Annotated in this window: 24 protein-coding genes and 1 tRNA gene; 17 read left to right on the forward strand and 8 right to left on the reverse strand. The window is 33.6% G+C overall.

All coding sequences use genetic code 11. The features are described from left to right. Positions 1-345: 345 nt before the first annotated feature. The 10 genes from EWU23_RS09280 (at position 346) to EWU23_RS09310 (ending at position 3,957) form a co-directional block, all read left to right on the forward strand. The gene (locus tag EWU23_RS09280) at positions 346-1,263 is read left to right on the forward strand and encodes a hypothetical protein (protein WP_166231328.1); all 918 of its coding nucleotides are present in this window, start codon (positions 346-348) and stop codon (positions 1,261-1,263) included. Then, complete coding sequence (locus EWU23_RS09285) at positions 1,247-1,666, forward strand: lasso peptide biosynthesis B2 protein (RefSeq protein ID WP_166231331.1); 420 nt, start codon at positions 1,247-1,249, stop codon at positions 1,664-1,666. The genes EWU23_RS09280 and EWU23_RS09285 overlap by 17 nt, the downstream gene beginning before the upstream one ends. A 57-nt stretch (positions 1,667-1,723) precedes the next feature. Continuing rightward, on the forward strand, positions 1,724-1,870 hold the full coding sequence (locus EWU23_RS09290; RefSeq protein WP_166231334.1) for a hypothetical protein: 147 nt from the start codon (positions 1,724-1,726) through the stop codon (positions 1,868-1,870). A 16-nt stretch (positions 1,871-1,886) separates the two neighbouring features. Then, positions 1,887-2,042 carry a hypothetical protein gene (locus tag EWU23_RS09295; protein WP_166231337.1) on the forward strand — a complete coding sequence of 52 codons (156 nt, stop codon included), beginning with the start codon at positions 1,887-1,889 and terminating at the stop codon, positions 2,040-2,042. 85 nt (positions 2,043-2,127) lie between these two features. Further along, complete coding sequence (locus EWU23_RS14145) at positions 2,128-2,262, forward strand: hypothetical protein (protein ID WP_262886083.1); 135 nt, start codon at positions 2,128-2,130, stop codon at positions 2,260-2,262. Positions 2,263-2,472: 210 nt separating this feature from the next. Continuing rightward, entirely contained in the window at positions 2,473-2,607 is a 135-nt protein-coding gene (locus tag EWU23_RS14150) for a hypothetical protein (protein WP_262886084.1), read from the forward strand. A gap of 219 nt (positions 2,608-2,826) precedes the next feature. Next, positions 2,827-2,964 (forward strand): hypothetical protein, encoded by a 138-nt coding sequence (locus EWU23_RS09300; RefSeq protein ID WP_166231340.1) that lies wholly within the window; start codon positions 2,827-2,829, stop codon positions 2,962-2,964. 210 nt (positions 2,965-3,174) lie between these two features. After that, a complete protein-coding gene (locus EWU23_RS14155) occupies positions 3,175-3,309 on the forward strand; it encodes a hypothetical protein (protein ID WP_262886085.1) in 135 nt (44 codons plus the stop codon). 219 nt (positions 3,310-3,528) lie between these two features. Beyond that, entirely contained in the window at positions 3,529-3,666 is a 138-nt protein-coding gene (locus EWU23_RS09305) for a hypothetical protein (RefSeq protein ID WP_166231343.1), read from the forward strand. A gap of 153 nt (positions 3,667-3,819) precedes the next feature. Further along, positions 3,820-3,957, forward strand: a complete 138-nt coding sequence (locus EWU23_RS09310) for a hypothetical protein (protein WP_166231346.1) — start codon at positions 3,820-3,822, stop codon at positions 3,955-3,957. Between the two features lie 80 nt (positions 3,958-4,037). Here the strand turns inward: EWU23_RS09310 and EWU23_RS09315 are convergent, their stop codons facing one another. Beyond that, the gene (locus EWU23_RS09315; RefSeq protein WP_166231349.1) at positions 4,038-5,153 is read right to left on the reverse strand and encodes an endo-1,4-beta-xylanase; all 1,116 of its coding nucleotides are present in this window, start codon (positions 5,151-5,153) and stop codon (positions 4,038-4,040) included. Positions 5,154-5,254: 101 nt separating this feature from the next. Here EWU23_RS09315 and EWU23_RS09320 point away from each other — a divergent pair, with 101 nt between their 5' ends. Together EWU23_RS09320 and EWU23_RS09325 are read left to right on the forward strand one after the other, a co-directional pair. Then, positions 5,255-6,001 carry a DoxX family protein gene (locus tag EWU23_RS09320; RefSeq protein WP_166231352.1) on the forward strand — a complete coding sequence of 249 codons (747 nt, stop codon included), beginning with the start codon at positions 5,255-5,257 and terminating at the stop codon, positions 5,999-6,001. A gap of 164 nt (positions 6,002-6,165) precedes the next feature. Next, positions 6,166-6,432: a hypothetical protein gene (locus tag EWU23_RS09325; RefSeq protein WP_166231355.1), complete on the forward strand. Its 267-nt coding sequence runs from the start codon at positions 6,166-6,168 to the stop codon at positions 6,430-6,432. A gap of 279 nt (positions 6,433-6,711) precedes the next feature. Here EWU23_RS09325 and EWU23_RS09330 read toward each other — a convergent pair whose 3' ends face one another. Beyond that, positions 6,712-8,817, reverse strand: coding sequence for a glycoside hydrolase family 97 protein (locus tag EWU23_RS09330; protein WP_166231358.1), 2,106 nt, complete (start codon positions 8,815-8,817; stop codon positions 6,712-6,714). A gap of 369 nt (positions 8,818-9,186) precedes the next feature. Here EWU23_RS09330 and EWU23_RS09335 point away from each other — a divergent pair, with 369 nt between their 5' ends. The 4 genes from EWU23_RS09335 to EWU23_RS09350 all read left to right on the forward strand — a co-directional run bounded on the left by EWU23_RS09335 (position 9,187) and on the right by EWU23_RS09350 (position 18,757). Further along, positions 9,187-9,672, forward strand: a complete 486-nt coding sequence (locus EWU23_RS09335; RefSeq protein ID WP_166231361.1) for a cupin domain-containing protein — start codon at positions 9,187-9,189, stop codon at positions 9,670-9,672. A gap of 563 nt (positions 9,673-10,235) precedes the next feature. Further along, entirely contained in the window at positions 10,236-15,296 is a 5,061-nt protein-coding gene (locus EWU23_RS09340) for a sacsin N-terminal ATP-binding-like domain-containing protein (protein WP_166231364.1), read from the forward strand. Positions 15,297-15,298: 2 nt separating this feature from the next. Beyond that, positions 15,299-17,554 carry a PIN domain-containing protein gene (locus tag EWU23_RS09345; protein WP_166231367.1) on the forward strand — a complete coding sequence of 752 codons (2,256 nt, stop codon included), beginning with the start codon at positions 15,299-15,301 and terminating at the stop codon, positions 17,552-17,554. A gap of 75 nt (positions 17,555-17,629) precedes the next feature. Then, complete coding sequence (locus EWU23_RS09350; RefSeq protein ID WP_166231370.1) at positions 17,630-18,757, forward strand: hypothetical protein; 1,128 nt, start codon at positions 17,630-17,632, stop codon at positions 18,755-18,757. A 239-nt stretch (positions 18,758-18,996) separates the two neighbouring features. On the opposite strand, the gene EWU23_RS09355 is transcribed toward EWU23_RS09350, so the two are convergent. The 3 genes from EWU23_RS09355 to EWU23_RS09365 all read right to left on the reverse strand — a co-directional run bounded on the left by EWU23_RS09355 (position 18,997) and on the right by EWU23_RS09365 (position 20,667). After that, complete coding sequence (locus tag EWU23_RS09355) at positions 18,997-19,677, reverse strand: nucleotidyl transferase AbiEii/AbiGii toxin family protein (protein WP_166231373.1); 681 nt, start codon at positions 19,675-19,677, stop codon at positions 18,997-18,999. After that, on the reverse strand, positions 19,646-20,188 hold the full coding sequence (locus EWU23_RS09360) for a hypothetical protein (protein WP_166231376.1): 543 nt from the start codon (positions 20,186-20,188) through the stop codon (positions 19,646-19,648). Before EWU23_RS09360 ends, EWU23_RS09355 begins: the two co-directional genes overlap by 32 nt. Positions 20,189-20,592: 404 nt before the next feature. Continuing rightward, positions 20,593-20,667: transfer RNA gene (locus EWU23_RS09365), tRNA-Val, on the reverse strand. A 150-nt stretch (positions 20,668-20,817) separates the two neighbouring features. Here EWU23_RS09365 and EWU23_RS09370 point away from each other — a divergent pair. Further along, positions 20,818-21,633, forward strand: coding sequence for a TerC family protein (locus tag EWU23_RS09370; protein WP_166231379.1), 816 nt, complete (start codon positions 20,818-20,820; stop codon positions 21,631-21,633). Between the two features lie 980 nt (positions 21,634-22,613). Here the strand turns inward: EWU23_RS09370 and EWU23_RS09375 are convergent. The 3 genes from EWU23_RS09375 to gldG all read right to left on the reverse strand — a co-directional run bounded on the left by EWU23_RS09375 (position 22,614) and on the right by gldG (position 26,010). Then, positions 22,614-23,033: a thioredoxin family protein gene (locus tag EWU23_RS09375; RefSeq protein ID WP_166231382.1), complete on the reverse strand. Its 420-nt coding sequence runs from the start codon at positions 23,031-23,033 to the stop codon at positions 22,614-22,616. A gap of 81 nt (positions 23,034-23,114) precedes the next feature. After that, entirely contained in the window at positions 23,115-24,239 is a 1,125-nt protein-coding gene (gene dnaN, locus EWU23_RS09380; protein ID WP_166231385.1) for a DNA polymerase III subunit beta, read from the reverse strand. 94 nt (positions 24,240-24,333) lie between these two features. Beyond that, positions 24,334-26,010, reverse strand: a complete 1,677-nt coding sequence (gene gldG, locus EWU23_RS09385; protein ID WP_166231388.1) for a gliding motility-associated ABC transporter substrate-binding protein GldG — start codon at positions 26,008-26,010, stop codon at positions 24,334-24,336. Between the last annotated feature and the right edge of the window lie 42 nt (positions 26,011-26,052).

A 26,052-nucleotide genomic window follows, 5' to 3' on the forward strand; every position in this document is an offset into this window, starting at 1 on the left:
TTTTCAGGACGGTACACTTTTTTCAAGTCCTCAGGCAATTTCAGCAGAGATTATGATGGACAATCCAAGCAAGAATATAGATATAAGGGCCAAATCAATGGTATTGATGAAAGTTGAATAGTGGATTGAAAATCATACATCAAGCATTTTACCATATCTGACCAATCGTATATTTTCTTTAGGGAATTAACCTGTTTTAGGACTTTTTGAAACGATATTACGCGTAATTTTAATGGAATTATCTTTTTCTTTGTTTTTTATTGCAGGCTTGGGTACAATTGAAAATGGATAGTTTCAAGGAAATCAAAGATGCATTGGTTACCATTAGGAATAAGTATATAATATATGTCTTACCAATATTCATCATTTGGCTTATTGATACAATCTGATTTAGAGTTTCCTGAATTTGTAGATTGTCATTTCGAATACCCTGATTTGATTATTTCAATCGGAAAAGTCCCTTCCAAACTAAAGTTTAGCCCCTTGATAGAGGAGCCTCATGAATGCATCAATGATCGAGAATATTATTTGGAAGTAGAAAACGTGGCCAAGTACTATGCTTTTGATGGGAGAGAGCTTATTGTAGAATATAACTCAGAGGCTGATAAACGCACGATCAGGATTTATTTGTTGGCTACCGTCATGGCCGCTATTTTACATCAGAGAAACAGTATTCCGCTGCATGCCTCTTCTATTAAATGGAAGGATGGACTAGTGGTCATTTCAGGAGAATCGGGAGCGGGGAAATCAACGACTGTTTCGGGATTACTTAAATCAGGCTACTCCATATTTAGTGATGATGTGCTAGTTTTAAAGCAAGATGAAGATCAGGAAGTCGCTGCCTTAGCTTCTTATCCTCTGATCAAATTATGGGACGATGCCATTCAAAAATTACAAAGTGAATTATTTGAAAGTCGAGATTTCGTAGTCAAACCAGGCTACGAAAAATTCGGATTCTTTTTTCATGAGCATTTTGATGTAAATCCTTACTACATCAAATTAATTTTAGTTTTGAAAATCAAAGAAGTTAATCACATTGAATACAAGGAATTGCAGGGAGGAGAAGCGTTTAAAGAATTTATGGCTCAATCATATAGGCCTAATTTATTACACAGCAATGCATTGAGAGCATTAAACTATGCTATGTTGGTATCTATTTTAAAAAATGCCAAATTGGTAGTTGTTCATAGACCCCCAGTGTGCAACCCTGAAGAATTATTATCCCATATTGAAACCATCATTCAGCATGAGTATCCCGTATAAATGGAAGGAGATTGGACTATTTATAGAAGCTTGGATATATATAGCTTTAGCTAGAATGAGTATTCTCGTTCTTTCATTTGAATACTTAATGAAACTGATTGGAAAACCCATTTCTTCTCAGAATTGGGAAGAGTCCAATAAACTACTTACCACATACATTCCCATTAACCAGGCGATTGAACGAGCATCCCGATACGCTTTTTGGAGGACTAAGTGTTTTGAGCAAGCCCTGACGGCCAAATGGATGTTGGAACGGAGAGGCCAAACTACCTATTTGTATTTTGGTGTTAGAAAAGAGCAAAGTGGGAGTCTTACTGCTCATGCCTGGTTGGTATGCGATGGAGAAATAGTTACGGGTGGGAATGTAGCTTCAGAATTTCAAGTAATTAGTTGTTTTTATTGATTGATACTCAAATAGTTTGAACTATTTTTTAGATTGCATCTTTAAAACCTATCAAATATGAAAGAAAACAAAGAAATTACCTCATCTGAGAAAGGTAAAGAGACTTGGGCTAAGCCAGAGTTGGAGACAGTATCGGTTAAAGAAATCACTTTAGCTAGTTTCATCAATGTTGGTGTGGATAATTTTTTTTTAGTTAAATTCTAAGAAACGAATTAATGAATTGACCTCATCTGAGGAAGGTAAAGAGACTTGGACTAAACCTGAATTAGAAATTGTATCGTTGAAAGAGAATACCTTGGCGGCAGCTGCAGTTGGAGCAGATTTGGGTTTGTTTAGCTTAGTATTTCAAAGATCAGATACAATTAATCTATTTTGATATCATTTTATCTGTATTTTGTTCGAATGTGTAATGAAAGCATAAAATTAAATGAGCGTCATAGCTAACGTTAAAATAACAAATCATGAAAAAAATTGAATTAACTCCTCAGGTTGAAGCAAAAGAAACGTGGACTAAACCTGAATTAGAAATGGTATCAGTGAAAGAAAATACTTTAGCGGGAGCTGGGGTAGGGGTTGATATTGGCATTTTTAGCTAGTATTTCCAGTTAATAGGAATTAATTTCAATCAACTTGATCTGGGTATTACAAATTCATTTATGAATTTGTTGATTCAAGTATCAAAGGTATTTCAAAGATCAGATACAATTAATCTATTTTGATATCATTTTATCTGTATTTCTTTTGAATGTGTAATGAAATAGCATAAAATTAAATGAGCGTCATAGCTAATGTTAAAATAACAAATCATGAAAAAAAATGAATTAACTCCTCAGGTTGAAGCAAAAGAAACGTGGACTAAACCTGAATTAGAAATTGTATCGTTGAAAGAGAATACCTTAGCCGGTGGGCCGGGTCTTTTCGATTTAGCTGTTTTTAGTTAGTCTTACTTGATAGGAAGGATAGATTTCAATCTTTTTTATCCAGGCATTGCAAATTTATTTTAGTAGTATTTCACAGATCAGATACCATCTATTTTGATATAATTTTATCTGTTCTTATTTTCGAATGCGAAATGAAATGCTTAATTCCAAGCTATTGGTATGTGATAAAATAGCATAACGTTAAATGAGTTTCATTGCTAAATTTTAATATATAAAATCATGAAAGAAAAAAAGGAATTGGCTCTTCAGGTTGAAGCAAAAGAAACGTGGACTAAACCTGAATTAGAAATGGTATCTGTGAAAGAAAATACTTTAGCGGGAGCTGGGGTAGGGGTTGATATTGGCATTTTTAGCTAGTATTTCCAGTTAATAGGAATTAATTTCAATCAACTTGATCTGGGTATTACAAATTCATTTATGAATTTGTTGATTCAAGTATCAAAGGTATTTCAAAGATTAGATACAATTAATCTATTTTGATATCATTTTATCTGTATTTCTTTTGAATGTGTAATGAAATAGCATAAAATTAAATGAGCGTCATAGCTAATGTTAAAATAACAAATCATGAAAAAAATTGAATTAACTCCTCAGGGGGAAGCAAAAGAAACGTGGACTAAACCTGAATTAGAAACTGTATCAGTGAAAGAAAACACCTTAGCCGGTGGGCCGGGTCTTTTCGATTTAGCTGTTTTTAGTTAGTCTTACTTGATAGGAAGGATAGATTTTAATCTTTTTTATCCAGGCATTGCAAATTTATTTTAGTAGTATTTCACAGATCAGATACCATCTATTTTGATATAATTTTATCTGTTCTTATTTTCGAATGCGAAATGAAATGCTTAATTCCAAGCTATTGGTATGTGATAAAATAGCATAACGTTAAATGAGTTTCATTGCTAAATTTTAATATATAAAATCATGAAAGAAAAAAAGGAATTGGCTATTCAGGAGGAGATTAAAGAAACATGGACTAAACCTGAATTAGAAATGGTGTCGATTAAAGAGAATACCTTGGCTTTTGCGGGATTTGGAGCAGATTCGGGTTTTTTTAGTTAGTATTTCACAGATCAGATACCATCTATTTTGGTATCATTTTATCTGTTCTTATTTTCGAATGCGAAATGAAATGCTTAATTCCAAGCTATTGGTATGTAATAAAATAGCATAACGTTAAATGAGTTTCATTGCTAAATTTTAATATATAAAATCATGAAAGAAAAAAAGGAATTGGCTATTCAGGAGGAGATTAAAGAAACATGGACTAAACCTGAATTAGAAACGGTGTCTGTGAAAGATAATACCTTAGCTGGTGCTGTAGGAGTAACTGATGCTGGAATTTTTAGCTAGTTTTTCTTTTTAATAGTTGGAAGGGCGTTATGATTAAATTTAGTTTTTGATTTAAGAATAGTGTATAATTCTTAATTAGATTATTTCCTTTTCAATCCCTCGTACAATTCCACATAAACCGGCTTTCTTTGATAGGCCTCATCAAACAGTAAAGGATATTCCTTCGGTCTTTTGAAATAACCTCGTAACCAGGAATCCTTATCACCTACATTCCAAAAAGTAATGCCGTATTGCTGCGCTGCAGGTATGGTGGCAAACGAAGTAAACAATAACAGGAATTTGTCAGATTGTGCTTTTTGGGCAAATGCATCATAGATAAAATCTGGATTGTTTTTCGGGTTTACAGCTACATCCACTTCGGAAAAATGGATGTTTAATCCGGTGGCAGTCGACTGCTCTATCACTTGCTTGATTTCTTCGTTTTTGGATTGGATCGAAATGTGCATTTGCAATCCTAAACCATGAATGGGAATTTGACGTTTTTTGAAATCTTGAACCATATTCAAAATAGCCTCCATTTTTTTAGGTTTCCCATCTTGTCCATAATCATTATAAAAAAGTAAAGCCTTGGGGTCCGCCTCATGTGCCCATATAAAACTTTTGGCTAGGTAATCCGGTATATGATCTGACCAAATGCTTGGTCGCAAGCTACCATCATCAAAAAAGGCTTCATTCACGACATCCCAGCCGGCTATTTGTCCTTGATAATGTTTGACAATAGTTTGAATGTGCTGTTTTAATAGATTTTCCCAAGCCTGTTGGTCGCCTTGGAATTCCTTCATCCAGGGTGCTGTTTGATTATGCCAAACCAAGGTATGTCCATGCACCCGACTTTTATTTTTCTTAGCAAAAGCCACAATCTCATCGCCTTTCGCAAAATCAAAGCGATTAGCCTCTGGATGAATGAGGGCCATTTTCATATGATTTTCAGCTGTTACACTAGTAAATTCCATGCCAGCCAGCGCACGATAATTAGCGTTTTCTTCCAGTAGTCGAGGATTCACCGAAGCCCCCAAGGGATATTTGACTAGCTGTTTCAAAAATTCACCTGAATCGATTTGTTGAGCTTGGAGGAAGGTGGAAAAACTAAGTAAAAATAGGATAAAGAAAGATTTCATAGCCAAAGATTTTTCACAAGGTAACAATTTAGGTGAAGAAGCCTCCATTCTCCATTTGACATTTTCTATGTTCATCATGTCGGGAAATTAAATAAACTAAACCAAATTTTGTCAGGTCAACAGGTTGATTGCTATATTGGTAAGCGAAATGAATAACAGGAGATAAATTCTGTCAAAATATGTGGAATAGAGTAGAACATTATGTGGATGAGATAAGAGCAAACCGATGGTATGCATATTTTGCTGTTTTTTGTCGGATTAGCTTGGCTATTGCATTCGGGATTTCGGGTTGGGTAAAAATCAGTGGGGAGCGTTTTGCCGCAGGTTTACCCTCCAACCATCCCTTAGGACATTATTTCGATGCCTTACTCGATACAGGCTTTTACTATACTTTCATAGGGATGGGTCAGGTGATGGTGGCTATCTTATTGCTCATTCCTAGGTCGGCCTTATTGGGAGCTATTGCGGGTTTTCCCATTATGCTCAATATCTTCGTACTGACTTATTCTGTTCGTTTTGAAGGGACGAGGACTGTGACATTCATGTTATTGGCCAATTTGTTTCTGCTTGTTTGGGATTTTCAACGGATTAAACACATTCTTCCTTTTCAACAAACCCAAAGGGAGCTACAAGCTAATTCGGATAAACCCCGTGCCCATCCATTTCCTTACGTCTTTTTTACTTTAGTGGTATTGACCTTGGCAACGGTCATTGGGGTCAATCAAATCATGTATGACATTAGGCCAGGTAATTCCGCAGAGGAGTGTATGAATGGCTGTCGAGATGGTCCTACTCCCCAAGCATCCAAGCAATTTTGTGATTGCATCTACACCAAAGGCAAGGTATTGGGGAAATGTTTGGAGGAATTTGAGAAGGCAAAAGCAATCGAATTGGGAGCCAATGGGAGAAATCAGCTTAGGCCTTAAATTTTTATTTGCTGCTCGTTTTTACAAACTCATTCCCTTTAAATTCAGCCTTGTTTAATTTTAAATAAGTGATATTATAATTGGTATGACTGCAAACAGGAATCAATTTATATAGATTGAACAAATAATTATTATGTTTGGTATGTATTGTTAAAATTGGTATTATGAAGAACAGTAAGGTATTTAGAAAGGATGTCGGCCAAACTAATCTTTTGATTAAGGTGGGAAAAATTAGTGGAAGAAATGCTGTTCGTCGCTCCAAAGCAATGGATTTGGTTGTTACCTATATTGAAAAGGGTATTGTCTATGAAGAAAAACCTGATGGTTCCAAAACTCAAATTGATATCGTAGATTCGAAACCTACTGAAATTACTCTTAAAAAGGGAATGATTTTACATGGCAAGCAAAAAGAGAGTAAGGATATTTGCTAGTCTCAATGGATCGGGGAAAAGTAGATTATTCCTTAAATTAAGATGTGCTGAAGTAAAAGGTTATCGAGCGTTACACAAGAAGTTTAGAGCTTCTGCACCATGTATTACCCCTTGTTATAGAGCCTATTTGTTTGATAATTCAGGTAAGGAATACGAATTGATTGCCGTTTATATCAGAATGATTTGGAGATTAAGACGGATCATTTGCCTCAATGGTTTATTCAATATGTGTTGCCTTATTATGAATAAGTTTTTGATCCCATCTAGAATGTTCTTTTTTTAGGGTCTTACCGATTCAAATCGCCATACTCCACCACCCCCTTTTCCTAATCTGATTTTCAAAATTTCATTTCCATTTCCAATACCTTTTGTCATGACATAATCAGCAGCATATCGGTTGCTGTTGATACCATCGATAATACCCGTCAATGTGAATTTTTTTAATTTAAATTTTGATAGGTCAATGGATAATTCTCTCTCTTTCCAGTTGTTCAATGCCCCAATATACCATATTCCATCTTTTAATCGTGCTGTCACAATATACTCCGACGGTTTGCCATCCAGCACGATTGTTTCATCCCAAGTGGTAGGGATATTGCCAACAAATTTCATTAATTCAGGCTCTTTAAATCCTTGTGAAGGATTACCTACGAAGTATTGAAGAGGGTTGTCATAAATCAGGTACATGGCTATTTGGTGTGCACGTGTGCCCTGAGACATGGGTCTGTCGGGGATGTTTTGGAAACCATTTTCGGTTGAATTTTCTAGTAATCCAGGTTCATAATCCAAGGGGCCAGAAAACATCCTAGTAAATGGTATGGTAAGGTCATGATTTGGGGTAACCAATGGGCTCCATCCATTCCATTCAGAGCCCAAGACGCCTTCTCGAGAGATGGCATTGGGATAGGTGATTTCAAATCCTGCTGGTGCTGGGGCGGAATGAATATTCAACATCAGCTTATACTTGGCGCATGCCTCTGCTATTTTAACATAATAGTTCATGGCCTTTTGATCGTTTCTATTGATAAAGTCAATGAGTATCATGTTGACTCCTTTGGAGGAATATGTTTTAAGTGTTTCTTCCAAATTTTCATTGAGTACCATGGCATTAAACCATAAGCCAAGTCCTACGTTGTTTTCTTTGGCATAAGTCGCAATGGAATCAATATTGATATTTTTATTTAAATTTTTAAGTGTGCCATTGAGGTACCAGCCTTCATCTATCATGATGTATTCGAGTCCAAATGTCTTTGCAAAATCAATGTAATATTTGTAGGAGGCAGTATTTTTGCCTGATTGGAAGTCCACATTAAAAAGATTAATATTCGTAAGCCATTCATCCGTTATTTGTCCGGGTTTGATCCATGATAAATCTCCTTGTAATGCAGAAGGGCTGGCAAGTTTTTGAATGAGGTCTGAGGCCGGTATGGAAGCGGGATGATCTGTAATCATGAGCACGCGCCAAGGAAAAGTTCTTTTGCCTTTTGTTAGCGCTATGTAATCTGCAAATTCGCTAACACGAACTTGTTTCATATAATTGAGTGTATCCTTGGGAAATTCTTCTTTAAGTGGATAGGCTGAAAAGCTTGTTGTGAGCCTATTTTGAGAAAAATTTTGCAAGATCATACCGGGATAATCTTGTACATCCGATTCGCCGATTACGATGTATTTTCCATCCTGTGTTTGGATAAGTGCAGGGACAAATAGAAAAGTATTTTTATCGATTTCTGAGATCTTTTTGTGTTGATATGGAGTTTCAAAAGCACTTTCAGAGGGTGTTTTTTTGCCTTTTAAATAGTTTTTTACCTGTAGAATTTTTCTTTTGATAAAATTGATAAATCCTGGTCCTGCCGTTGCATCTTGTTCGTATGGGGCATAAAATAGGTTTGTATCACGAACGGGGTTCACTTCAAATGTCTCATTCAGCACCTTTAAGTCATGATTCGATTTACCTATCCAGCGAAAGGCCAATCCTTCATCATACATCCGAATTTCCAATGCAAGAGCTTGTTCAAAATTGATTAGAATGCCATTGTATTGGTCTCTAAAGACTTTACGTTTGGCTGCAATGATGGGTGAAAAGAGCGTATCTACATGAAATGCTTGAATATCCTTGATGATCAATTGGTCATAAGCTTCCCCTTCAAGATCCAATGAGATGGATGATTTCTCCACTAGCATAGTATCATGAAAACTGATGGCGTATTGAAGGGAATGGTCCTTTTTTTCTGAAAAGAGTTGAAATTTTATTTTTTTATCGGGGGATAAAAATTCTGTTATTTTATTGTCAATGGGCTGTTGACATGCGTAAATTAAAATGAGGACAATAAAAAATGGAAATAGAAAGAAAAGGGGATTATTTGCTTTTAGTTGATTGGGGATCATTATGGGTACAAGGATGAATGCTCTTTGAAATGAATAGTTTATATGGTCAAGTGTTAGGAGCTTAGGAGGTATAAATGTAAGATTTTTATCTGTTTATGGAGCAAACCCCTAATTCAATTCGTTCTAGACTCTTTTTAAAATTTGGTTCAGTTTATTAGGGGGTTAGTACAGAAAGTCCAATTAGTTTGACGACGTACAGTTTTGTTTCGACCAAAATTCGAATATCTAATGAGTAAAGACGATTCTCCATATTCGAAAGTACGAGAGGGGGTGTTTCGAGGAAATAAAAAACTTTCAAATCAGTTTAAAAGACTTATTTTCGGTAATATTGAATCTACTCCGACATTAATAAATTAGTATTAAAACCTCATGAAAAATAATTCATTACTCTTAACGGCTACATTGGTGACATTTTTTCTAACAAGTTGTATAAAATTTACTTCAAATAAGGAAAGAAAACTGGACGCCATTTTCCCCAAAGGATCTTTAGCTCCTGCAGAAAACTTTACAGGAAATGCTTGGACAAAATCTTTATTACCAATGGATAGTACATATAGTACCATAGTCGGTAATGTATATTTTGAACCTGGAGCAAGAAGTAATTGGCATACACATCCCGCTGGTCAAATTTTAATAATTACAGATGGAATAGGGTATCATCAAATAAAAGGCCAACTACGCGCAACTATTAAAAAAGGTGATATAATCACATGTCCACCCAATGTACTACATTGGCATGGAGCAAGCCAAAATGTTGGTATGATGCAAATGTATATATTACCAAAAACAGAAAAAGGACTAGTAAAATGGTTGCAAAAAGTAACCGATCAGGAATATAGCGGCGAAATCAAATAATATTAATATACCCAATGACTAAATCTAGCGAATAACTAAAAATAAGAAAACAATTAATTGGTTAAATGTAAATCGTCAGCCAAATTGGACAGGTAAAGCCTAATTTTTAGGAAGTGTTTAATTTTAAACAAACCAGCATTTCGATCGAAAACCCCTCTCGTGCTACTCACTTTGCTATCCTGCCCTAAAACACAAAAACCCCATCTTTCGACGAGGTTTTTGAAGGGTGTGGTCCCACTTGTCGTCTCGATTCGTTTACTAACGAATCTTAATCGAATCAAAATTTAACCGGTTTAATCTATTTGATATTTTTGGATTTTCTGAACGGATTAGTGTTCGTTGAAATCACTCACTTGTGCTATCTTATTTGCAGCTCGAATTCAGTATTGATCTGTTTTATTTAAAATGAATAAATGCTAAATTAAGGATAATTAGTAATTCTTAAAGAAATCTTTGAGTTTTACAATGGATAAGTCTTTAAGTATTAATTCTGTAAATAGTTAGTTTAAGAGTTGGTATGATTTTTTTGCCAAATTACTGACGTTGATAGTAAAATAAATTTTATGAATTGGGAAGAATTGTTGTCAAAAGTCTCTATTGAGTCTATTTTAGAATTGCGAGTTAAATCGAAAGATAATCAAACCAAAAATGTATTCTTTGATTTTTATGGATTTGAAGCTATTCTTCCATTAGATGAAATTGCCAATGAATATGGCTTGAAACATTCCTTATTTCATACTATTAAGGTTGGAGAATTAATAAATTTAGTTTTGATAAACATTGATCGTGCTAATCAACGATTCATTTTTAGTACAAGGGTATTCAGAACTGCACTTAACGATATTTTATCTTTTACTAAATGTAAATTGATTGTTGAGAAAAATAAAGAGGATCATCTGGGGATTCCCCCAAAATTCATAATTCAACATAGGAATCAATTAGATCGCTTACGAGGTGATTTATCTTCGAATGAACTTACATTTCTATATGAATTAATACAGAATGCCGTTGATCATTCTAATCGAAATTTCGACTATAGTGTTAGTATAACTTTTGAAGTATTTAACAATTATTTGTTGGTTAAGCACAATGGGGCTTTGTTTACTGAAAATAACTTCGAATCAATTACTGGAATTTTATACGGAGAACAACAACAAGAAAGTGATAAAGGAAGGATTGGTTACAAGGGTATTGGTTTTAAATCTGTTTTCAGATTTACCGAGAATGCTTATATACGATCTGGAAATTTCAGTTTTAGATTTTCTAAATCTGAATCTGGTAAAGAAAAGCCTTGGGAAGTATTGCCTATTTTTCAAATTGAAAAGGAAATGGTTGATAAAATTCCACAATTTGATTTTTTCAACTCACCAGTTGCATTTGCTTTTGAATTCAACAATGAAAAGAATAAAAACGATGTTATTAAATATTTAAATCTCTTAAGTCAAAATCCATATTTATTAATTTTTCTAGAGAATTTAAGTCAAATAAAAATTAAGGCTCCTAGTGTTAGTTACACAGAAAATGGATTAAATGTATTTTTATCTCCTTTAGACATCGTTTTTAGAAAAGATTTGAATGGTATTGGGAAATTTAAATCTATTGAATTATTGGTAAATAATACATTACATAGTGAATGGTTAACCTACACAAAAAACGATATTGTTATTCAAGATGAAGATGTAATTAATGAATTATTGGATGAAACGGAAACCGCTGTTCCTACAAAAATGAGAACTTTTCGATCTCCTCAAATTACAATTGCTCTTCCCAAAAGTACCATAAGTGAAGATGTAATTAATTTGTTCGCTTACCTACCGTTATCTAATACTAAATTCAAATTACCATTTTTAGTCAATGCTGATTTCATTCCAGATTTAAATAGAACTGACATAATTCATAATTTAAAATATAATAGAGAAGTTCTAAGGTTGTTAGCTGTTACAATACAAGAATTTGCTCAAGAATTGGCATTTGATAATGATTTAGAAAACCTAAATAGACTTTTGCCAGATTTTAAATTAGAATACACAAATGCAGCTAAAATTATTGTCGAAAGTCTATTCAAATTGCTGCCAAATACCTCTTTAGTTATAGGTCAAGATAGTATTAAGTTATCCAATATTATTATTGACAGGACAGGAATCCTTTCAAATTTTGGAAAGTCTGATTTTGAATATTTGATTGCTAATGATAATTATCCTGTTAATCATTTGGGTGAATATGTTAGTATAGAGAAATTAATAGAGGGTTTAAATTCTGATGCAATTTTTAATTTTTCAAAATTAAAAAAACTAGTAGGTCTTAATCATTTTGAAAATTGGTTGAAAAATGATGTAAACAACCTAAACTTCATAGAATACCTTAATAGATTCGATCAACTTGATTCCTTTAAGGAGGAAGCAATTTTTTTATCAGAAGATTTTAATCTGTACCAAGGGAATGAATTGTATTTTGATTTAGATGTAGATTCAAATTCTTTAAAGTGGTTAGATTTTGATAAAGTATTGAATAGTACTATATCAAATGAGCTGACAGATATATTGCTTCCTTTGAAAAAATATGTTCCCATTGATTTTATAAATGAAGTAATTTGTGGTGAAAAAAAGAAATATATCATTCAAGGTTTATTAAGTGGCATAATTCAGTTTGAAGAATTTTATTCATTTTTATCAAAGTATTCAAATCACCCTTCATTTCCGTCTCAGAATGTCAAGGATTTTCCGCTAAAAACAAATCAAGGAGTTTTAAATAATTGGATTAACCCAATTTATTTTAATTCTAATTCATTAAAGATATTACTATCTAGTAAGTCACTTCCTCCAGGTTCGTTCTTTCTATTAGAAGAAAATTGGAATAATTCTAACTCATATATATTGGGGAAATTATTAGGAACTCAAGAGTTTTCTGAAATTGAGCCTTTCAATTTCACTCAATCAGTTATTGTTTCTAATTACGAGAGGATAATTGAATTTTATTTAACAGAACCCTTGCCGACCGTTACTACTAGTGCTGCTTTCTGGTATTTTATACTAGCTTCTTTTGAAAATTTGTCATCAATTCAAATTGATTCTATTAAGTCAGAAATAAAACAAATACCCATATTTTCGAAGGCAAAAAAATATGACTCAATTAGAAACCTCTATTTATCATCGGAATATACAGATAATGAGTCTTTAGAGAGATTGATATTACAATTTCCAAATTCAAATATTTCATTTGTTAGTGGAGATTATCTTAAATTCCCAGCTATTGATAAAATTAAAATTAAGAAGTTGTTCAAACAGCTAGATGTTAAGGATGATTCAGCTGACTTTTTGAAACACACTCTAATTCCTAATTTGAACTTGTTAGACGATGATATGTGGTTGCCACTAACTAGATTAATTTATGAGAATAGAGATAATGATGAAATTATTACAGATTTACTTGATAATTCTGACTTCAAACTAAAGACAAAGGAGGGAAATTATAAGCAAATTAAAGATTGTTTTATCGGTACCCCTTATATTGTTGATTTGTCAATTCAAAATTATTTAGACATAATAAAGATTGAAAATCAAGTTTCTGAGGATTATACTATTAATTATTTCGACTCTTGGAGGAGGTTGTTTAATGAAAAGCTTAAAATACCTCAATTGAACATTGAATCAGAAATTATTACATTAAAATTAAAGAGTGTTGTAGAGAATTTAGATTTTTGGAAGGATTCGTCAAATTCAGTTCTTTTGTTTAAAGAGCTATTTAGGGTTTACAAGACTGGTAACTTGTCTCTACAAGGAAGTAACCTGAACTACATTAGAAATATACCTCTTCTAACCAAGGGTGGGATGTCCGATTGTGCACTTCCAAATTCACTCCATTTTTCATCTATTTATAAACCTGTCTTCGACTTTGAGTCATTGTTTGGTTTAGAAAGTGGAATTTCATTTTTATCAGATGAATATCAAATTGAAGGAGAGGAAGCTCAATTATTGTTTTTTGAGCAAATAGGCGTTTCTCAATCGTTTGAAAATCAAAGGCTTGATTTTTTTTTAAAGCAAATACCAACTTTAGATGGTCAGTTTAAGCCAGCAAATCAATTATTTAAATTTGAATTTGTTAAAATTGTTGGGCCATCAAATGTTTCAAAAGTTGATTTTTCGAAAATCATATATGAAGGAAAGACATTAGAAGAATTTCTTGGTTTCAAGACTCAGCTCAACGTATTGTCAATTTTAAATTATATTTCAGAGAAAAGACCTCCAAGAAAAGAATTCAAAGAGTTGATTAATCAATTTAATCAGGTTTACAATCCAAATAATTATAATGACAAATCACACTTAAATAATTTTATTCGATCAGGTAGTTTACTTTCTACTGCTAAAACTTACAATTTAGTGATGGACCTTTATACAATTGATGAATCAATTGATAGCGGAATTAAGGAAAGTGAATATATTTTAGATACACTTTTTAATACCCAAGACCGTGAGAGTAATGCAAATAAACTGAAGTATATAAATCGTTTCAATATTGAAAGATTGAAACTAGAGGACTTTAATCCACAATTTGAAGATCAAAAAGATGATTTCGATTTTACTCGCAGAGTAAATGAAAGATTGGTTTTTTTAGCCTTTGAAATCGACAATGAAAAATATTTAGAAATAGAGGAGGAGTTTAAAGAAAAGTTTCAAGAATGGAAAATAAGGAAATGCAGAAAAATTTCTTTAAAATACCCTGCAACGGATAGTAAAATTATAAAAGATGACAATCGGAATTTTATTATCCAAGACACTAAAACAATTTTTTATATCGGAGAATGGTCTGAACTTAGAAATTATATTCTTGTTGAATGGTTGCAAAAACAGATTTTGGATGTTAAGAAGCAATTACAATTCTTGCAAGATATGTTACTAAACTCTCCAATTGATATAATTGCTGATTTTGAAAGTAAAGGTAAAATTGTTCCAGTGGAGCTTAAAAAAAGGTTTATTTTTAATAGGCAAATTCTGCAGCCGATTCAGACTAATGAAGAAATCCCAGTTGAGGAATTAAACAATCAAGTAGCTGGTGAAATTTCTCAAATCGCTGAAGATTCTTCTAAAAAGGAAATCAAAGAAATTGTTGATATTATTCCAGATATAACTGCTGAAGATGAAGAGTTTATACTCTCTATAATTAATTTTAATTATAAGAAAGACGGCCAGATTGATGCTAATACCACAGCCAAAATTAAAACTCTAATGGAAATTAGGGCCAATTATTTATTGGAAGATATATCAGATGAAGGCAGATTTTTAAAAGCAGGCGATGATGAAGTATTGGTAAGATCTGCACAAAATGGGCTATTATATTTTGATTTATATAGTTGGGATCGATTAAGTGAGCCTAATGTACAATTAGCATTATATACAAATGGGGTTGTAAAGTTCTATAATAGTCAAGATGATTTAATTCTATATACTAAACCTCTCAATAAATTTGGTGTATTAAGGATGCCAGAAGATTACGTTTTAGAGGATTATAATTTGGATAAGAAAACATATGACAAAGGGAAATGGCATTTTGTATTAATAGTAAATGAAAATACTACTGCTGCAAAGATATATAATGATGTTATGAACCTTGAAGACTATAATTTCTAACTATGAAAAACCTTACCAAGGAAGAGCAAATTAAGTTTTATCAGGAAGAAATAATAAAAATTATTTCTGAATTTAGAGGGTATCTTGATTCCAAATGTATTCAGCTTTTCAATAAGAATGAATTGTATGTAGGTACATTTGAGTACATAGATAAAATTAGAAATCAAGTTGTTATATCATTTCCAAAAGAAAAATTACCCAAGACTAAAATTCTTTTAACTGCTAGTAAACCCAAGTCATTAAGTATCATTCAAGCTGGTTTTGAAGATTATACTTACAGTTATTACAGAAAAAATTGTGTTGCAAGTTTCTCGGAGTGTATAGGAGTTTATTATCAAGAAGTTGGAAATATTGTTAATGTTGGCTTTAGCAACTTTGATATTGAATTTGCCAATACACTGGTAAAAGGAAGTAAAATTGTCTTCGGATTAACTGATCCACCCACTAAATATTACTATAACTTAATTCAGGTTACTAAGAATGAGGCAAAATCATCTTCCGTTGATAACGTAGTCTTGGGTAATTATCATTTAGATGATTTTAATCCACTTAAAATTGATGATTCGAATTTACTCATAGATAAATTCAAAAATGAACTAAAAAATCAAGAAACAGTAATTATACAAGGACCTCCTGGTACAGGAAAAACTTATTTTATTTCTAAATTATTGAAGGAGTTTTCACGAGAAAAGAAATCTGTTCTTGTTGCTACTTTAGCTAATAGGTCATTAATAGAATTGTCTAAGCAGTATTTTGAAGAAGATTTTAATGAAAGTGTAAATGTTTATAAGTCAAACTTGACTCTTGAAGAAAGTGGAATTGTGAGAGAATTGAGGCCAATGTCTAAGAATTATCTTCCGTCTACAGGTGATGTTCTATTGACTACTTTTTATCAAATGTCTGGGTTAGCAACAGAAAACATTTCTAATCCAATCTACGATTATGTAATACTTGAAGAGGCTAGTCAATGTTTATTAGGGACTATTGCAGCAGCTAAATTAATTGGAGGGAAAGTAATTTTAGTTGGGGATCCTCAACAATTACCTCCCATTATAAATCAAGAAAATTCTGTTGGTATTTCCCACAATATTGACTTGATGGAAAAGGCATTTTCTTATTATGCCTCAACAGTTAAATGTTCCAAATTTATGTTGACCACCACATATAGATTTTCTAAAAGTGCTTGTGATCAAACTAATGTTTTTTATAAAAATAGTTTAAACTCTAAGTCCAAAATACAGGTTGGTAATTCGGTATTTTCTGACCTTCCTTCGATATATAATAAAGAAGGAGGAAGTTCTCTATACTATTACGACTCTCAATCCCCCAAAGTGTTATATGATTTTCTTTTTACTCAGATAAATTTATTAATAAGAATAAATCCAGAATTTGAATTTGCAATTTTATCCTCGACTAAAGCAGGAGTAAAACTTTTACGTGATAATCTGTTGTTTCAATTCAATCAGGATCAGGATCAGGTTTTGATAAATACTGTTGATAGTGTTCAGGGGTTAACAGTAGACTTTTGCTTCTATTTCGCATATTCAGATAAAAAGCCTACTTTTTCCTTTAACGAAAATCGATTTAATGTAGCAACTAGCAGGGCAAGGTATTGTTCTGTGATACTAATGGATGAGTTGTTCAAAGTTACTAAACCATTTAAAGGGGTGGTTGCTGAGTTTATTTCAAAATGTCTATTTGAAATGAATAATTTAGAAAATGAAAATCATAAAATTGATGTAATTGAGTCAGGTAGTGATAGTGCCTCAAAGTTGCCTGGTTTAAAAATTATAGATAAAATAGACCTTTCTCAATTCGAAAAGCCTCAAAAGGAAATTGTATTAGGTAAAGAAAATATATATGTTATTGATACGAATGTATTTGTTGATTGCCCTGATGTAATATCTAAAATTGATAAAAAACATTCTATTGTGCTTTCTGCCAAGGTTATTGATGAGCTAGATTTTCTTAAAATTTCGTTAGGTGAAGAACAAAAACGAAATGTTCAAAAAGCATTGAGATTAATTAATGAAAGCTTGGATACTCGTGGAGTTAAAATGCACACCGAAAATTTGTCCCTTTTACCCAATGATTTCAATAAAAAGTCTCCTGATAATTCAATTCTATCTGTTGCTTTGAAATTTAAGAGCGAGAATCCAATTATGTTAACCTCAGATAATGGATTACAGATAAAAGCAAAAGGACTAGGAGTGACTACAATCTCGTTGAGAGATTTTTTGAAGCAAAAGAAATATTAAACTAAGTGTCTTATTTAATTGTAATTGTGGATTGTCAATGTATACTTTTTAAATTATTCCAAAAATAATGTTTATATGGATAAAAATATACTTGTTGGAACAATTGTCGGGCTAGTGTTTGCCTCTAGTTTACATATTTGGAAATCAGACAAAATTAGCCAGACTCAAAAATGGATTTTAATACCCATGTTTCTGTTTCCTCCTCTACAATGGGTCGCCTTAATGATGGTTACTTTATATAATAATTACTCATCTAGAAATGAAGAACTTCAGGAAAATATTGAAATAAATGTAAACTCAGGAAATGATTTAGATCAAGCCATTGATAACCTTGTAGAGTTACGAGTTAAAGGAATTATATCCTTTGAAGAATTGATGAAAAATATTAGAGTCATTGAAAAAAAGAAATTAGAAAAGAACCTTTTAAAAAGTAAAGAATTTGAACAGCTGAAGTATCTGTTAGATATAGATGTTATTTCGAATGAAGAATTTGATATTAAAGTAGAACAACTGAAAGAAAAATTGAAACATGATATGGAGCAATTAATTAAATTTGACTCTGAAAATACTCCATCCATTCAGGATAGTTTATTTAATCCTGATTTTTCCACAAAAGAATCAACCTTTAAGTTCGTATATGCACTGTTTTCTATTGGAATAATTTTTGTAATTGTTTTTGGAATGAATTATTATAATTTTAATCCCATAAAAGATATTTTCTTTACTGAAGAAAAGGTAGAAACTTATCCAATATCTACCAATAATAGTACTCCTACTCCAACTATCCAATATGTACCAGAAATAGTAAAGAGTTATGTTATAATTAATTTTAAAATTAAAATCCCAAAACTAATTGAGTTTAAATCAGGAGAATATACACTAGATCGTGATTATATGGGTTATGAAAGTACGTTTGACGTAAATTGGGAAGAATCTACAATTACGTCAAAAATTTTAGAAGTTGATAATTTTGATTTTGATAAGGAAAATAAGCTATTGGACGATTATGAATCTGAAATATATGGAGAAATAAGAACTGCAGATGATATTTTTTTCACTGATGTAATAAGGAAATGTAATAATTCAGACGTTAGAGAAAAATTACTACAAAACAAAACTCAAATAATTTCGAGAAGTATTGACAAATACAATACATATTCTGAAGCCAGTTTAGCCAAAAGAAGTATTAATAATCTAAATTAAAAGTGTTTTTACCACCACTGCCCTAAAACACAAAAACCCCATCTTTCGATGAGGTTTTTGAAGGGTGTGGTCCCACTAGGGCTATTCATTTTATTTTATTGAATTTTATGGATATGTCATCGTTAAAAAAACTATTCCATTGTCGTACTTTCAAACTCACTTGTCCTTAAATTGAATAAAATCAGATGGGTGATTTTTGAGATTGCTATGTCCTCGAGTAAATAGGGTGAGCTTCAAATTTATGCTATAAGTTTTTTTAATTCCTCCATAATAAAATAGGTAGCAGGGGGTGATATTCTTTCAACATGGCAATCTATCCATTCAAAAAGATTTGGGTTTTCTAATAGATTACGAAATTCTGTAATCAGATAATTTTTTAGTACCTCATTTGAATGATTTATTTCTTCCCAAATTGTTCCCCTGTTTTCCAATACATAAATGATATCTTCAAAATCTTGACTAGTTCTCCCATCATTCTGTCCGCGATCTTTATGAGCTTCTAATTTTGTAGCAATAAAATAAGGAGCACTCAATATGTAAACTTGACACTGATCATCAATCTGATAATCTACCGCATTCTTAAATCCCTCTGGATACCAAATGTTAGAAAACCCAATGGAAGGGTCTTTAGTTGGCATAATATCAACGATAATTCCTTCAATTCGGTATCGACAAATTACTCCGGATTCTATGTCGTGAGCAAATCCAATTGATCTCAATTTTTCTTCTAGTTCAACCCGATTACCATAATTTAATATTTCTATGATAACATCCACATCGTCTGTTGGTCTGATTTCTAAAGTTGGTTGATCTGGATAAAGAGATATGGTAGCCCCTCCAACAAAAACAACTTTTTCTTTTAAACTTTCCAATGCGTTTGCAACAGCTTTAATTCTTACCGTATTCAACTGATGACTCATGTAAAATATCGTTTTTTAGTTCTTTTATGGCATATTTTATTTCCCTTACTTTTCCAACTCGGATAATGTCGACTAAGGCCAATAATTTATAATATTCTTTATCCACTTTTACAGCTTCCACTTGTTTTTTATAAAATGGTTCAATCATTTGTCCCATGGCATCTCCTTTACTATCGGGCCAAACATAATTCATTTCACTAACAAAGATTTTTTTTATTTCTGGATGTGAATGAGCAGTTGGAATTCCTCGAACAATTGGTCCAGGATGTTGAGGAAAAACATATCGAACTCCATATTCTAAGAATTCTAACAAATTCTGACGATTAATTTTTTTTTTGTTATAATCAATAAGACCAGCTAGCCGACTCCTATTCAAGGACTCGGAAATTTCTGAAATACTTATGCTTAATAAATTCGCAAGATTTACCAATTGCCAATTTTCACTATTCATTGATATGATTTTCAATAGAATAGCCACATCTTGGGGGCGCATACCATTATGTTTTCTCATGATACAAATGTATGATTAATTTCTCATTTCGCAAATCGCGAAATGAGAAATTGTAAATAATGCAATTATTGCAGCAATAGTGGACTATAATTGGGCACCTAGTAAAAAATAGATTTTGGTTTCAAGCACAGTCTACGATCGAGTGATTTTTTACAATTTCGCGAATACTTCAATGAATCAATTTAGGAAACTCGTAGTTTGTTTAGACAATGGCAATTATGTTGGTAACTGAATGAGATATTGGTACGAGTAAAATTTATTCTATTGCCAGTCTCAAATCAATAAAGCAAAGTATTCTTATATTATTTGAATTTAAAACTAAACAATTTTCTTTTCTTATTCGATCAATTTCTTCTGCCCTAAAACACAAAAACCCCATCTTTCGATGAGGTTTTTGAAGGGTGTGGTCCCACTAGGATTCGAACCTAGGACCCCCTGCTTGTAAGGCAGGTGCTCTGAACCAGCTGAGCTATAAGACCCTTTCCGTTGAATTGGTTTGCAAATATCCGTGTTTTTTCTGCTTTTTGCAAGTGCTGTTCTGAAAAAAATGTAGAAATTTTTCCAACCTTTTATTAATTGTTGGCTATCTCGCAGAAAGCCAGCATCTTTGCATTCATAAAAAATAGCACATGGATCACCTTTTTTCAATCAACGGACTACTTAGCCTATTAACTCTGACATTTTTAGAAGTCGTATTAGGTATTGACAATATCATCTTCATCTCCCTAACCGCCCATAAACTACCCGAAGACCAACAAGCCAAAGCTCGAAACCTAGGACTTATCCTTGCCATGGCTTTCCGTGTCATGCTCTTGCTAGGCCTATCTTATTTAATCTCCCTGCAAAAACCATTTTGGCACTTTAGTTCCGACTGGCTTTCTGTAGCCCCAACCGGACAAGCCATCATTCTGTTTGTAGGTGGTCTCTTCCTTCTATATAAAGCTACCAATGAAATATTCCAAAAACTGGAAGGGGAAGAGCATCATGCGGATGGAAAGCCTAAAAGTATCAAAGCCAAATTTGCTCAGGTCGTAACTCAAATCGCACTGATTGATTTAGTCTTTTCCATCGACTCGGTATTAACGGCCATCGGACTGACCAATGAAATCGTGATCATGATTACCGCAGTGATTATTTCCATCTTCATCATGATGGGCTTCTCAGGCCCTGTCGGTCGATTCGTGAACCAACACCCTTCCTTGCAGGTTTTAGGCCTTTCCTTCTTAATTATGATCGGTTTTATGCTCATCGCAGAAGCAAGCCACGACTCAGAATTCATCATCCTGGGAAATAGCATTGGCCAAATCCCGAAAGGCTATTTATACTTCGCTATTGCTTTCTCGCTATTTGTTGAATTTATCAACATTAAAATGCGTAAGAAATCTACTAAAGCGGTTGAGATTCGTGATGTGAAGAATGAGGCGGAGGAGAAAGGAATTTTATAATGTAGAATGAAGAATGTAGAATTTTTTGAATGATAATGTAGGAATTTTTGTTTGTTCCTGATTAAATTCTATCAAAGAAGTTATAAATAGGATTTACATCCAATTCTATATTTTTCATTCTACATTCTTCATTAAAAGGTTAATCCCAACGAAAGATTGGAACGTAGCTTGAGCGAAGCGGCAGGCGGATATTTGACCCTGCGCATAGGCCATGTGCGATGGAGTCAAAGATTAAAGCCGTAAGCGGAGAGACAATCGGTTCTGCGCAGCAGAATTCGTCTTAGGATTAACCGTATTTCTTCCGTTTTTTTTGTTTCTTTTTTTATGAAAAAAAAGAAAGACCGAAGAAAGTTAAGTTCCAGAAAAAGTGTTGAATTCGAAAGAGTTTAAAATACTTTTTCATTTAAAATCAACCACTTATCGTTTCATTATTTCACATGGATTTTCTTTTTTTTTAAAAAGAAATACCAAAGAAAGTTAAAGTAAGAAAATGTGATTGGTTATAAAATTGAAGAGATCATCCATTATAAGTAAAATTAATTACTAAGGCATTTCATTTTTCGAGATAAAAATAGCCTTGATATAAGTTGAAATGTAGTGTCATTTGAAACAGCAGGAAAGAGTCTTACAAAATAGCTGTAATGAATATCGTATTCTTATGGTCTTTCTTTTTTTTCATAAAAAAAGAAACAAAAAAAATGTAGAAAGGTCGGTTAATCCAACACGAATTCCGCTATGCGGAACCGATGCTCACTTTGCATACGGCTTTAATCTTTGACGCTTGCACGCAGGCTTACGCACGGGGTCAAATATCCGCCTGCCGCTTCGCTCATGCTCCGTTCCCATCTTTCGTAGGATTAACCGTTGGTGAAGCGAATTCTATTCCAACAATGTTAATGAAATAAATAAAAGGCCAGAATTCAATGAAGAACGCTGGCCTTTTTGTTTGAATAACAATGAATGATTACCTGATGAAGGTATTATTTAACCGTCTTAGCCACAGTCAATAATTCCTTGGCACCACCTCTAGGTAATCCCAATACCTTCTTTTTTACTTTACCAGCAGCATCCATGAACATCAAAGTAGGATATCCTTCTACTGGATACATGTTGGCCAACTGTGGGCCTTCTCCTGCTTCCATATCCACACCAATGGAAATGAATTTAGCATTCATGTATTCTCCCAATTCTTTGTCAGGAAATACTTTGGTTTTCAGTACCTTACAAGGTCCACACCAAGATGTATAGGCATCAAAAAAGATTAATTTATTTTCTTTCTTCGCCTTGGCTAATGCCTGCTTGAAGGTCCCATGAAAAAACTCAATTCCTTCTCCTTCTCCTGTTTTAGCAAAAGAAGTAAGTGAAATAAAAAATAGACTTGTTAATAATATAGCTTTCATTGTTTATGATTAAAATGGTGACTTCTAAACGAAATTTTGATGTTTAAATTATCTAATCACTAATAACTAAACCCTAATAACTTAATTATACGAGTTCAACATCACCGGCATTACCAATAACAGCACATCTTCGTTTTCATCTTGATCCGATGGAATGATTAAACCAGCCTTATTCGGTTCACTCAACTTAATGTCCACATACTTAGCACTTAAATTGCCCAATAATTCCGAAATCAATTTAGCATTAAAACCAATCTCCATATCTTTTCCTGCATATTCACAAGCCAATACTTCATTAGCTTCGTTGGAATAATCTAAATCTTCTGCCGAAAGCGTTAATTTATTGGCACTTAATTTCAAGCGAATTTGATGCGTCGTCTTATTGGAATAAATGGAGATACGTTTCACTGAACTCAAAAATTCCATTCTGTTGATGGTCAAAATCTCATTGTTCTCCTTTGGAATCGCATTTTCATACTCTGGGAAACGCTCGTCGATAATCCGACAAATCAAGGAGAAACTTTGGAAGGTAAAGAAAGCGTTCGATTGACTAAACTCTACTTTTACCGTGGTATCATCCATTGGAAGGGTCGATTTTAACAATGACAAGGCTTTTTTCGGTAAAATCAAGCTGCTTTGTGCCTCTGGACGAATATCCGTTCTGCGGTAACGCACTAAACGGTGACCATCCGTTGCCACAAAATTGGTATGGTCTCCCATCATTTGAATCAAAACTCCCGTCATAGCAGGGCGCATATCATCATTGGAAACGGCTAATAAGGTGTTGGCAATGGCCTCACCTAATACCGAAGAAGAAAGACTAATGGATTGGTTTTTAGCTACTTCAGGAATACGAGGGAAATCAATTGGATTTTCTCCGCTCAATTTAAAACGACCATTCTGAGTTGAAATTTCTGCCCCAAAAGTCCCTTGATCTGCTGAAATAGTCACAGGTTGCTCGGGTAAGCTACGTAAGGTTTCCAACAACAATCGAGCAGGTAAGGCTATGGATCCATTTTCTGCGCCTTCTACATCCAACGTGGTAGTCATCACCGTTTGCAAATCTGATGCCGTCAAGGTCAATTGATTGCCCTCCAATTCAACTAAAATATTCTCTAAAATAGGAATGATTGGATTGCTCGCAACAACCCCATTGATGGCTGAGATTTGTTTGAGAAGAACACTAGAAGCTACAAGAAATTTCATGTATACGATGGTTTTAAGAGTATTTGTGATAAAGGCACCTGCAGGTGCATTCAAACCTTGAAGTTAAAATAATTTAGGTATTCTACCAAAGGTTTCAAGCATTGTATTTTTTCTTTCGGTATAGTATGACCAAAAGACTGATAATTCCTGCAAAAGCAATCGGAATAGCCAAATTTATGCCTTGCCAAAAGCTTTTTTCTTCCTTGACCTTCACTTTATCCAAAGGTCGCAAACGAACATTTTTATTTCTAGCCAATAAAGCCTGTTGATCATCCAATAAGTAATGAAAGGCATTTAAAACGAAGTCTTTGTTGGCAAAGGTATGTTTCGCAAAAGTATCAAATCCCAAAGGCAAAGGTGCCTTGGTGCTAGGGTCAATTCCATTCAAAGGAATGTCGCCATCTGCCACGATGATTAAGGCACCAGCTTGGTCAGTTTTGGCCTGAAAAGGTTTCGCTAATTTTTCAGTAGGTAAAATCCGATTGGTGAAGGCTGATTGGAATTTACCTTCCAACAGGTACGAAATCACTTGTGAACCTCCTTGGTATTTAGCGGGATCAAATTCTTTGCCAGATGCCGAGAAGGGTAGGGTAGCAGGTGTTTTTTGAACTTGCGTATAAGGACTGGTTTTTAATAAAGCGGTTCTCTTTAGGCTTTGACCACTTTGTATGGTATCCAAACTAGAAACAAAACGCCCATAAATGGCATCTAGGTTTTTCGTAATGACTGAATTCGGATTTCCATTCAATAATGGAAAAGCTGGCCAAGGCATTAATTCCAAATTGGCTTGATTCCCAAAATTACCCACAGCCAATGGAATCGCTCCACACAATTGGGCATCTTTCACCAAATTGGCATTTAATCTGACCCCATATTGGAATAACAGATTCTGTAAGCCTAAGTCCTGCGGAGTGACAATCAATCCTTGCTTCTCCAAGGTATCTATCCTAACGCCATCTAAGAAGAAAATGCCTTTACCCCCCTGAACCAAAAACTGGTCTATTTTATATTGATCTTCCGTAGAAAACTTAATAGAAGGCTGTATGACGCAAATGGCATCTAAGCCATCTAAGGTTAGCGATTGCGATAAATCAACCGGATATAGGTCGTAAGATTTTTTCAACTGCGCAATCAAATCCAATTGTTTGATGGCGGGCACTTGACTGTGATCTAAAAAGAAACCAATTTTCTTTCGTTCTCGATTATCCTGAACTTGTCGAATCCCCTGCATCAATTCGTATTCAAGGCCTTCAATGGACTGGTTCAGAACTTCTTGGGGGCTGGTCAGCTTATTGCCTTTTAATAATAAAATGGCTGCTTGTCGGTCTGATTTCTCAATGACAATCCCCGGGAAAATCAATTGTTGTACTTGTTGTCCATCTTCCTGATTCACGACATTGGTAGGAGGTATGCCTAAGGAATCCAAATAAAAGATGAGCGCTTGTCTATCTTTTTCTTTAGGGTAGGTCTTATATACGTCTATTTGCTCGATATCGATGCGCTGAGGACTTTGGGCGCGCACATCATCCAACAACTCCAATAGAGCTTTTTCGAGTCTTCTAAAGCCGCCTGGAAGGTTTCGCCCACCTAAATACACTTTGATGGAAATGGGGCCATCCAAGGATTGCAAAACAGCTACCGAAGATTCACTGAGGGTAAACTTCTTTTCTTCGCTTAAATCCCAACGTAAACGTAGCTGCGGGCTAAGCACGATGAGTAAAATACCCACACCAATCAAGATTGCCCACAAGCCATTTTTTGTCAGTTTCATTTGGATCTTATTCGTTTCAAACAAGAAAAGCATTCCTTACAG

The organism is Aquirufa beregesia (assembly GCF_011090385.1).
GTDB classification, from domain to species: domain Bacteria; phylum Bacteroidota; class Bacteroidia; order Cytophagales; family Spirosomataceae; genus Aquirufa; species Aquirufa beregesia.

What these genes read in the sequence shown, in the direction of transcription:
- EWU23_RS09290 (WP_166231334.1), top strand. Translation starts at nt 1,724, where the DNA reads ATGAAAGAAAACAAAGAAATTACCTCATCTGAGAAAGGTAAAGAGACT.
- EWU23_RS09310 (WP_166231346.1), top strand. Translation starts at nt 3,820, where the DNA reads ATGAAAGAAAAAAAGGAATTGGCTATTCAGGAGGAGATTAAAGAAACA.
- EWU23_RS09330 (WP_166231358.1), bottom strand. Translation starts at nt 8,817, where the DNA reads ATGATCCCCAATCAACTAAAAGCAAATAATCCCCTTTTCTTTCTATTT.
- EWU23_RS09360 (WP_166231376.1), bottom strand. Translation starts at nt 20,188, where the DNA reads ATGAGAAAACATAATGGTATGCGCCCCCAAGATGTGGCTATTCTATTG.
- EWU23_RS09315 (WP_166231349.1), bottom strand. Translation starts at nt 5,153, where the DNA reads ATGATGAACATAGAAAATGTCAAATGGAGAATGGAGGCTTCTTCACCT.
- EWU23_RS09305 (WP_166231343.1), top strand. Translation starts at nt 3,529, where the DNA reads ATGAAAGAAAAAAAGGAATTGGCTATTCAGGAGGAGATTAAAGAAACA.
- EWU23_RS09375 (WP_166231382.1), bottom strand. Translation starts at nt 23,033, where the DNA reads ATGAAAGCTATATTATTAACAAGTCTATTTTTTATTTCACTTACTTCT.
- EWU23_RS09355 (WP_166231373.1), bottom strand. Translation starts at nt 19,677, where the DNA reads ATGAGTCATCAGTTGAATACGGTAAGAATTAAAGCTGTTGCAAACGCA.
- dnaN (WP_166231385.1), bottom strand. Translation starts at nt 24,239, where the DNA reads ATGAAATTTCTTGTAGCTTCTAGTGTTCTTCTCAAACAAATCTCAGCC.
- EWU23_RS09320 (WP_166231352.1), top strand. Translation starts at nt 5,255, where the DNA reads ATGTGGAATAGAGTAGAACATTATGTGGATGAGATAAGAGCAAACCGA.
- EWU23_RS14145 (WP_262886083.1), top strand. Translation starts at nt 2,128, where the DNA reads ATGAAAAAAATTGAATTAACTCCTCAGGTTGAAGCAAAAGAAACGTGG.
- EWU23_RS09325 (WP_166231355.1), top strand. Translation starts at nt 6,166, where the DNA reads ATGAAGAACAGTAAGGTATTTAGAAAGGATGTCGGCCAAACTAATCTT.
- EWU23_RS09285 (WP_166231331.1), top strand. Translation starts at nt 1,247, where the DNA reads ATGAGTATCCCGTATAAATGGAAGGAGATTGGACTATTTATAGAAGCT.
- EWU23_RS09300 (WP_166231340.1), top strand. Translation starts at nt 2,827, where the DNA reads ATGAAAGAAAAAAAGGAATTGGCTCTTCAGGTTGAAGCAAAAGAAACG.
- EWU23_RS09350 (WP_166231370.1), top strand. Translation starts at nt 17,630, where the DNA reads ATGGATAAAAATATACTTGTTGGAACAATTGTCGGGCTAGTGTTTGCC.
- EWU23_RS09280 (WP_166231328.1), top strand. Translation starts at nt 346, where the DNA reads ATGTCTTACCAATATTCATCATTTGGCTTATTGATACAATCTGATTTA.
- EWU23_RS09370 (WP_166231379.1), top strand. Translation starts at nt 20,818, where the DNA reads ATGGATCACCTTTTTTCAATCAACGGACTACTTAGCCTATTAACTCTG.
- EWU23_RS09335 (WP_166231361.1), top strand. Translation starts at nt 9,187, where the DNA reads ATGAAAAATAATTCATTACTCTTAACGGCTACATTGGTGACATTTTTT.
- EWU23_RS14155 (WP_262886085.1), top strand. Translation starts at nt 3,175, where the DNA reads ATGAAAAAAATTGAATTAACTCCTCAGGGGGAAGCAAAAGAAACGTGG.
- gldG (WP_166231388.1), bottom strand. Translation starts at nt 26,010, where the DNA reads ATGAAACTGACAAAAAATGGCTTGTGGGCAATCTTGATTGGTGTGGGT.
- EWU23_RS09340 (WP_166231364.1), top strand. Translation starts at nt 10,236, where the DNA reads ATGAATTGGGAAGAATTGTTGTCAAAAGTCTCTATTGAGTCTATTTTA.
- EWU23_RS14150 (WP_262886084.1), top strand. Translation starts at nt 2,473, where the DNA reads ATGAAAAAAAATGAATTAACTCCTCAGGTTGAAGCAAAAGAAACGTGG.
- EWU23_RS09345 (WP_166231367.1), top strand. Translation starts at nt 15,299, where the DNA reads ATGAAAAACCTTACCAAGGAAGAGCAAATTAAGTTTTATCAGGAAGAA.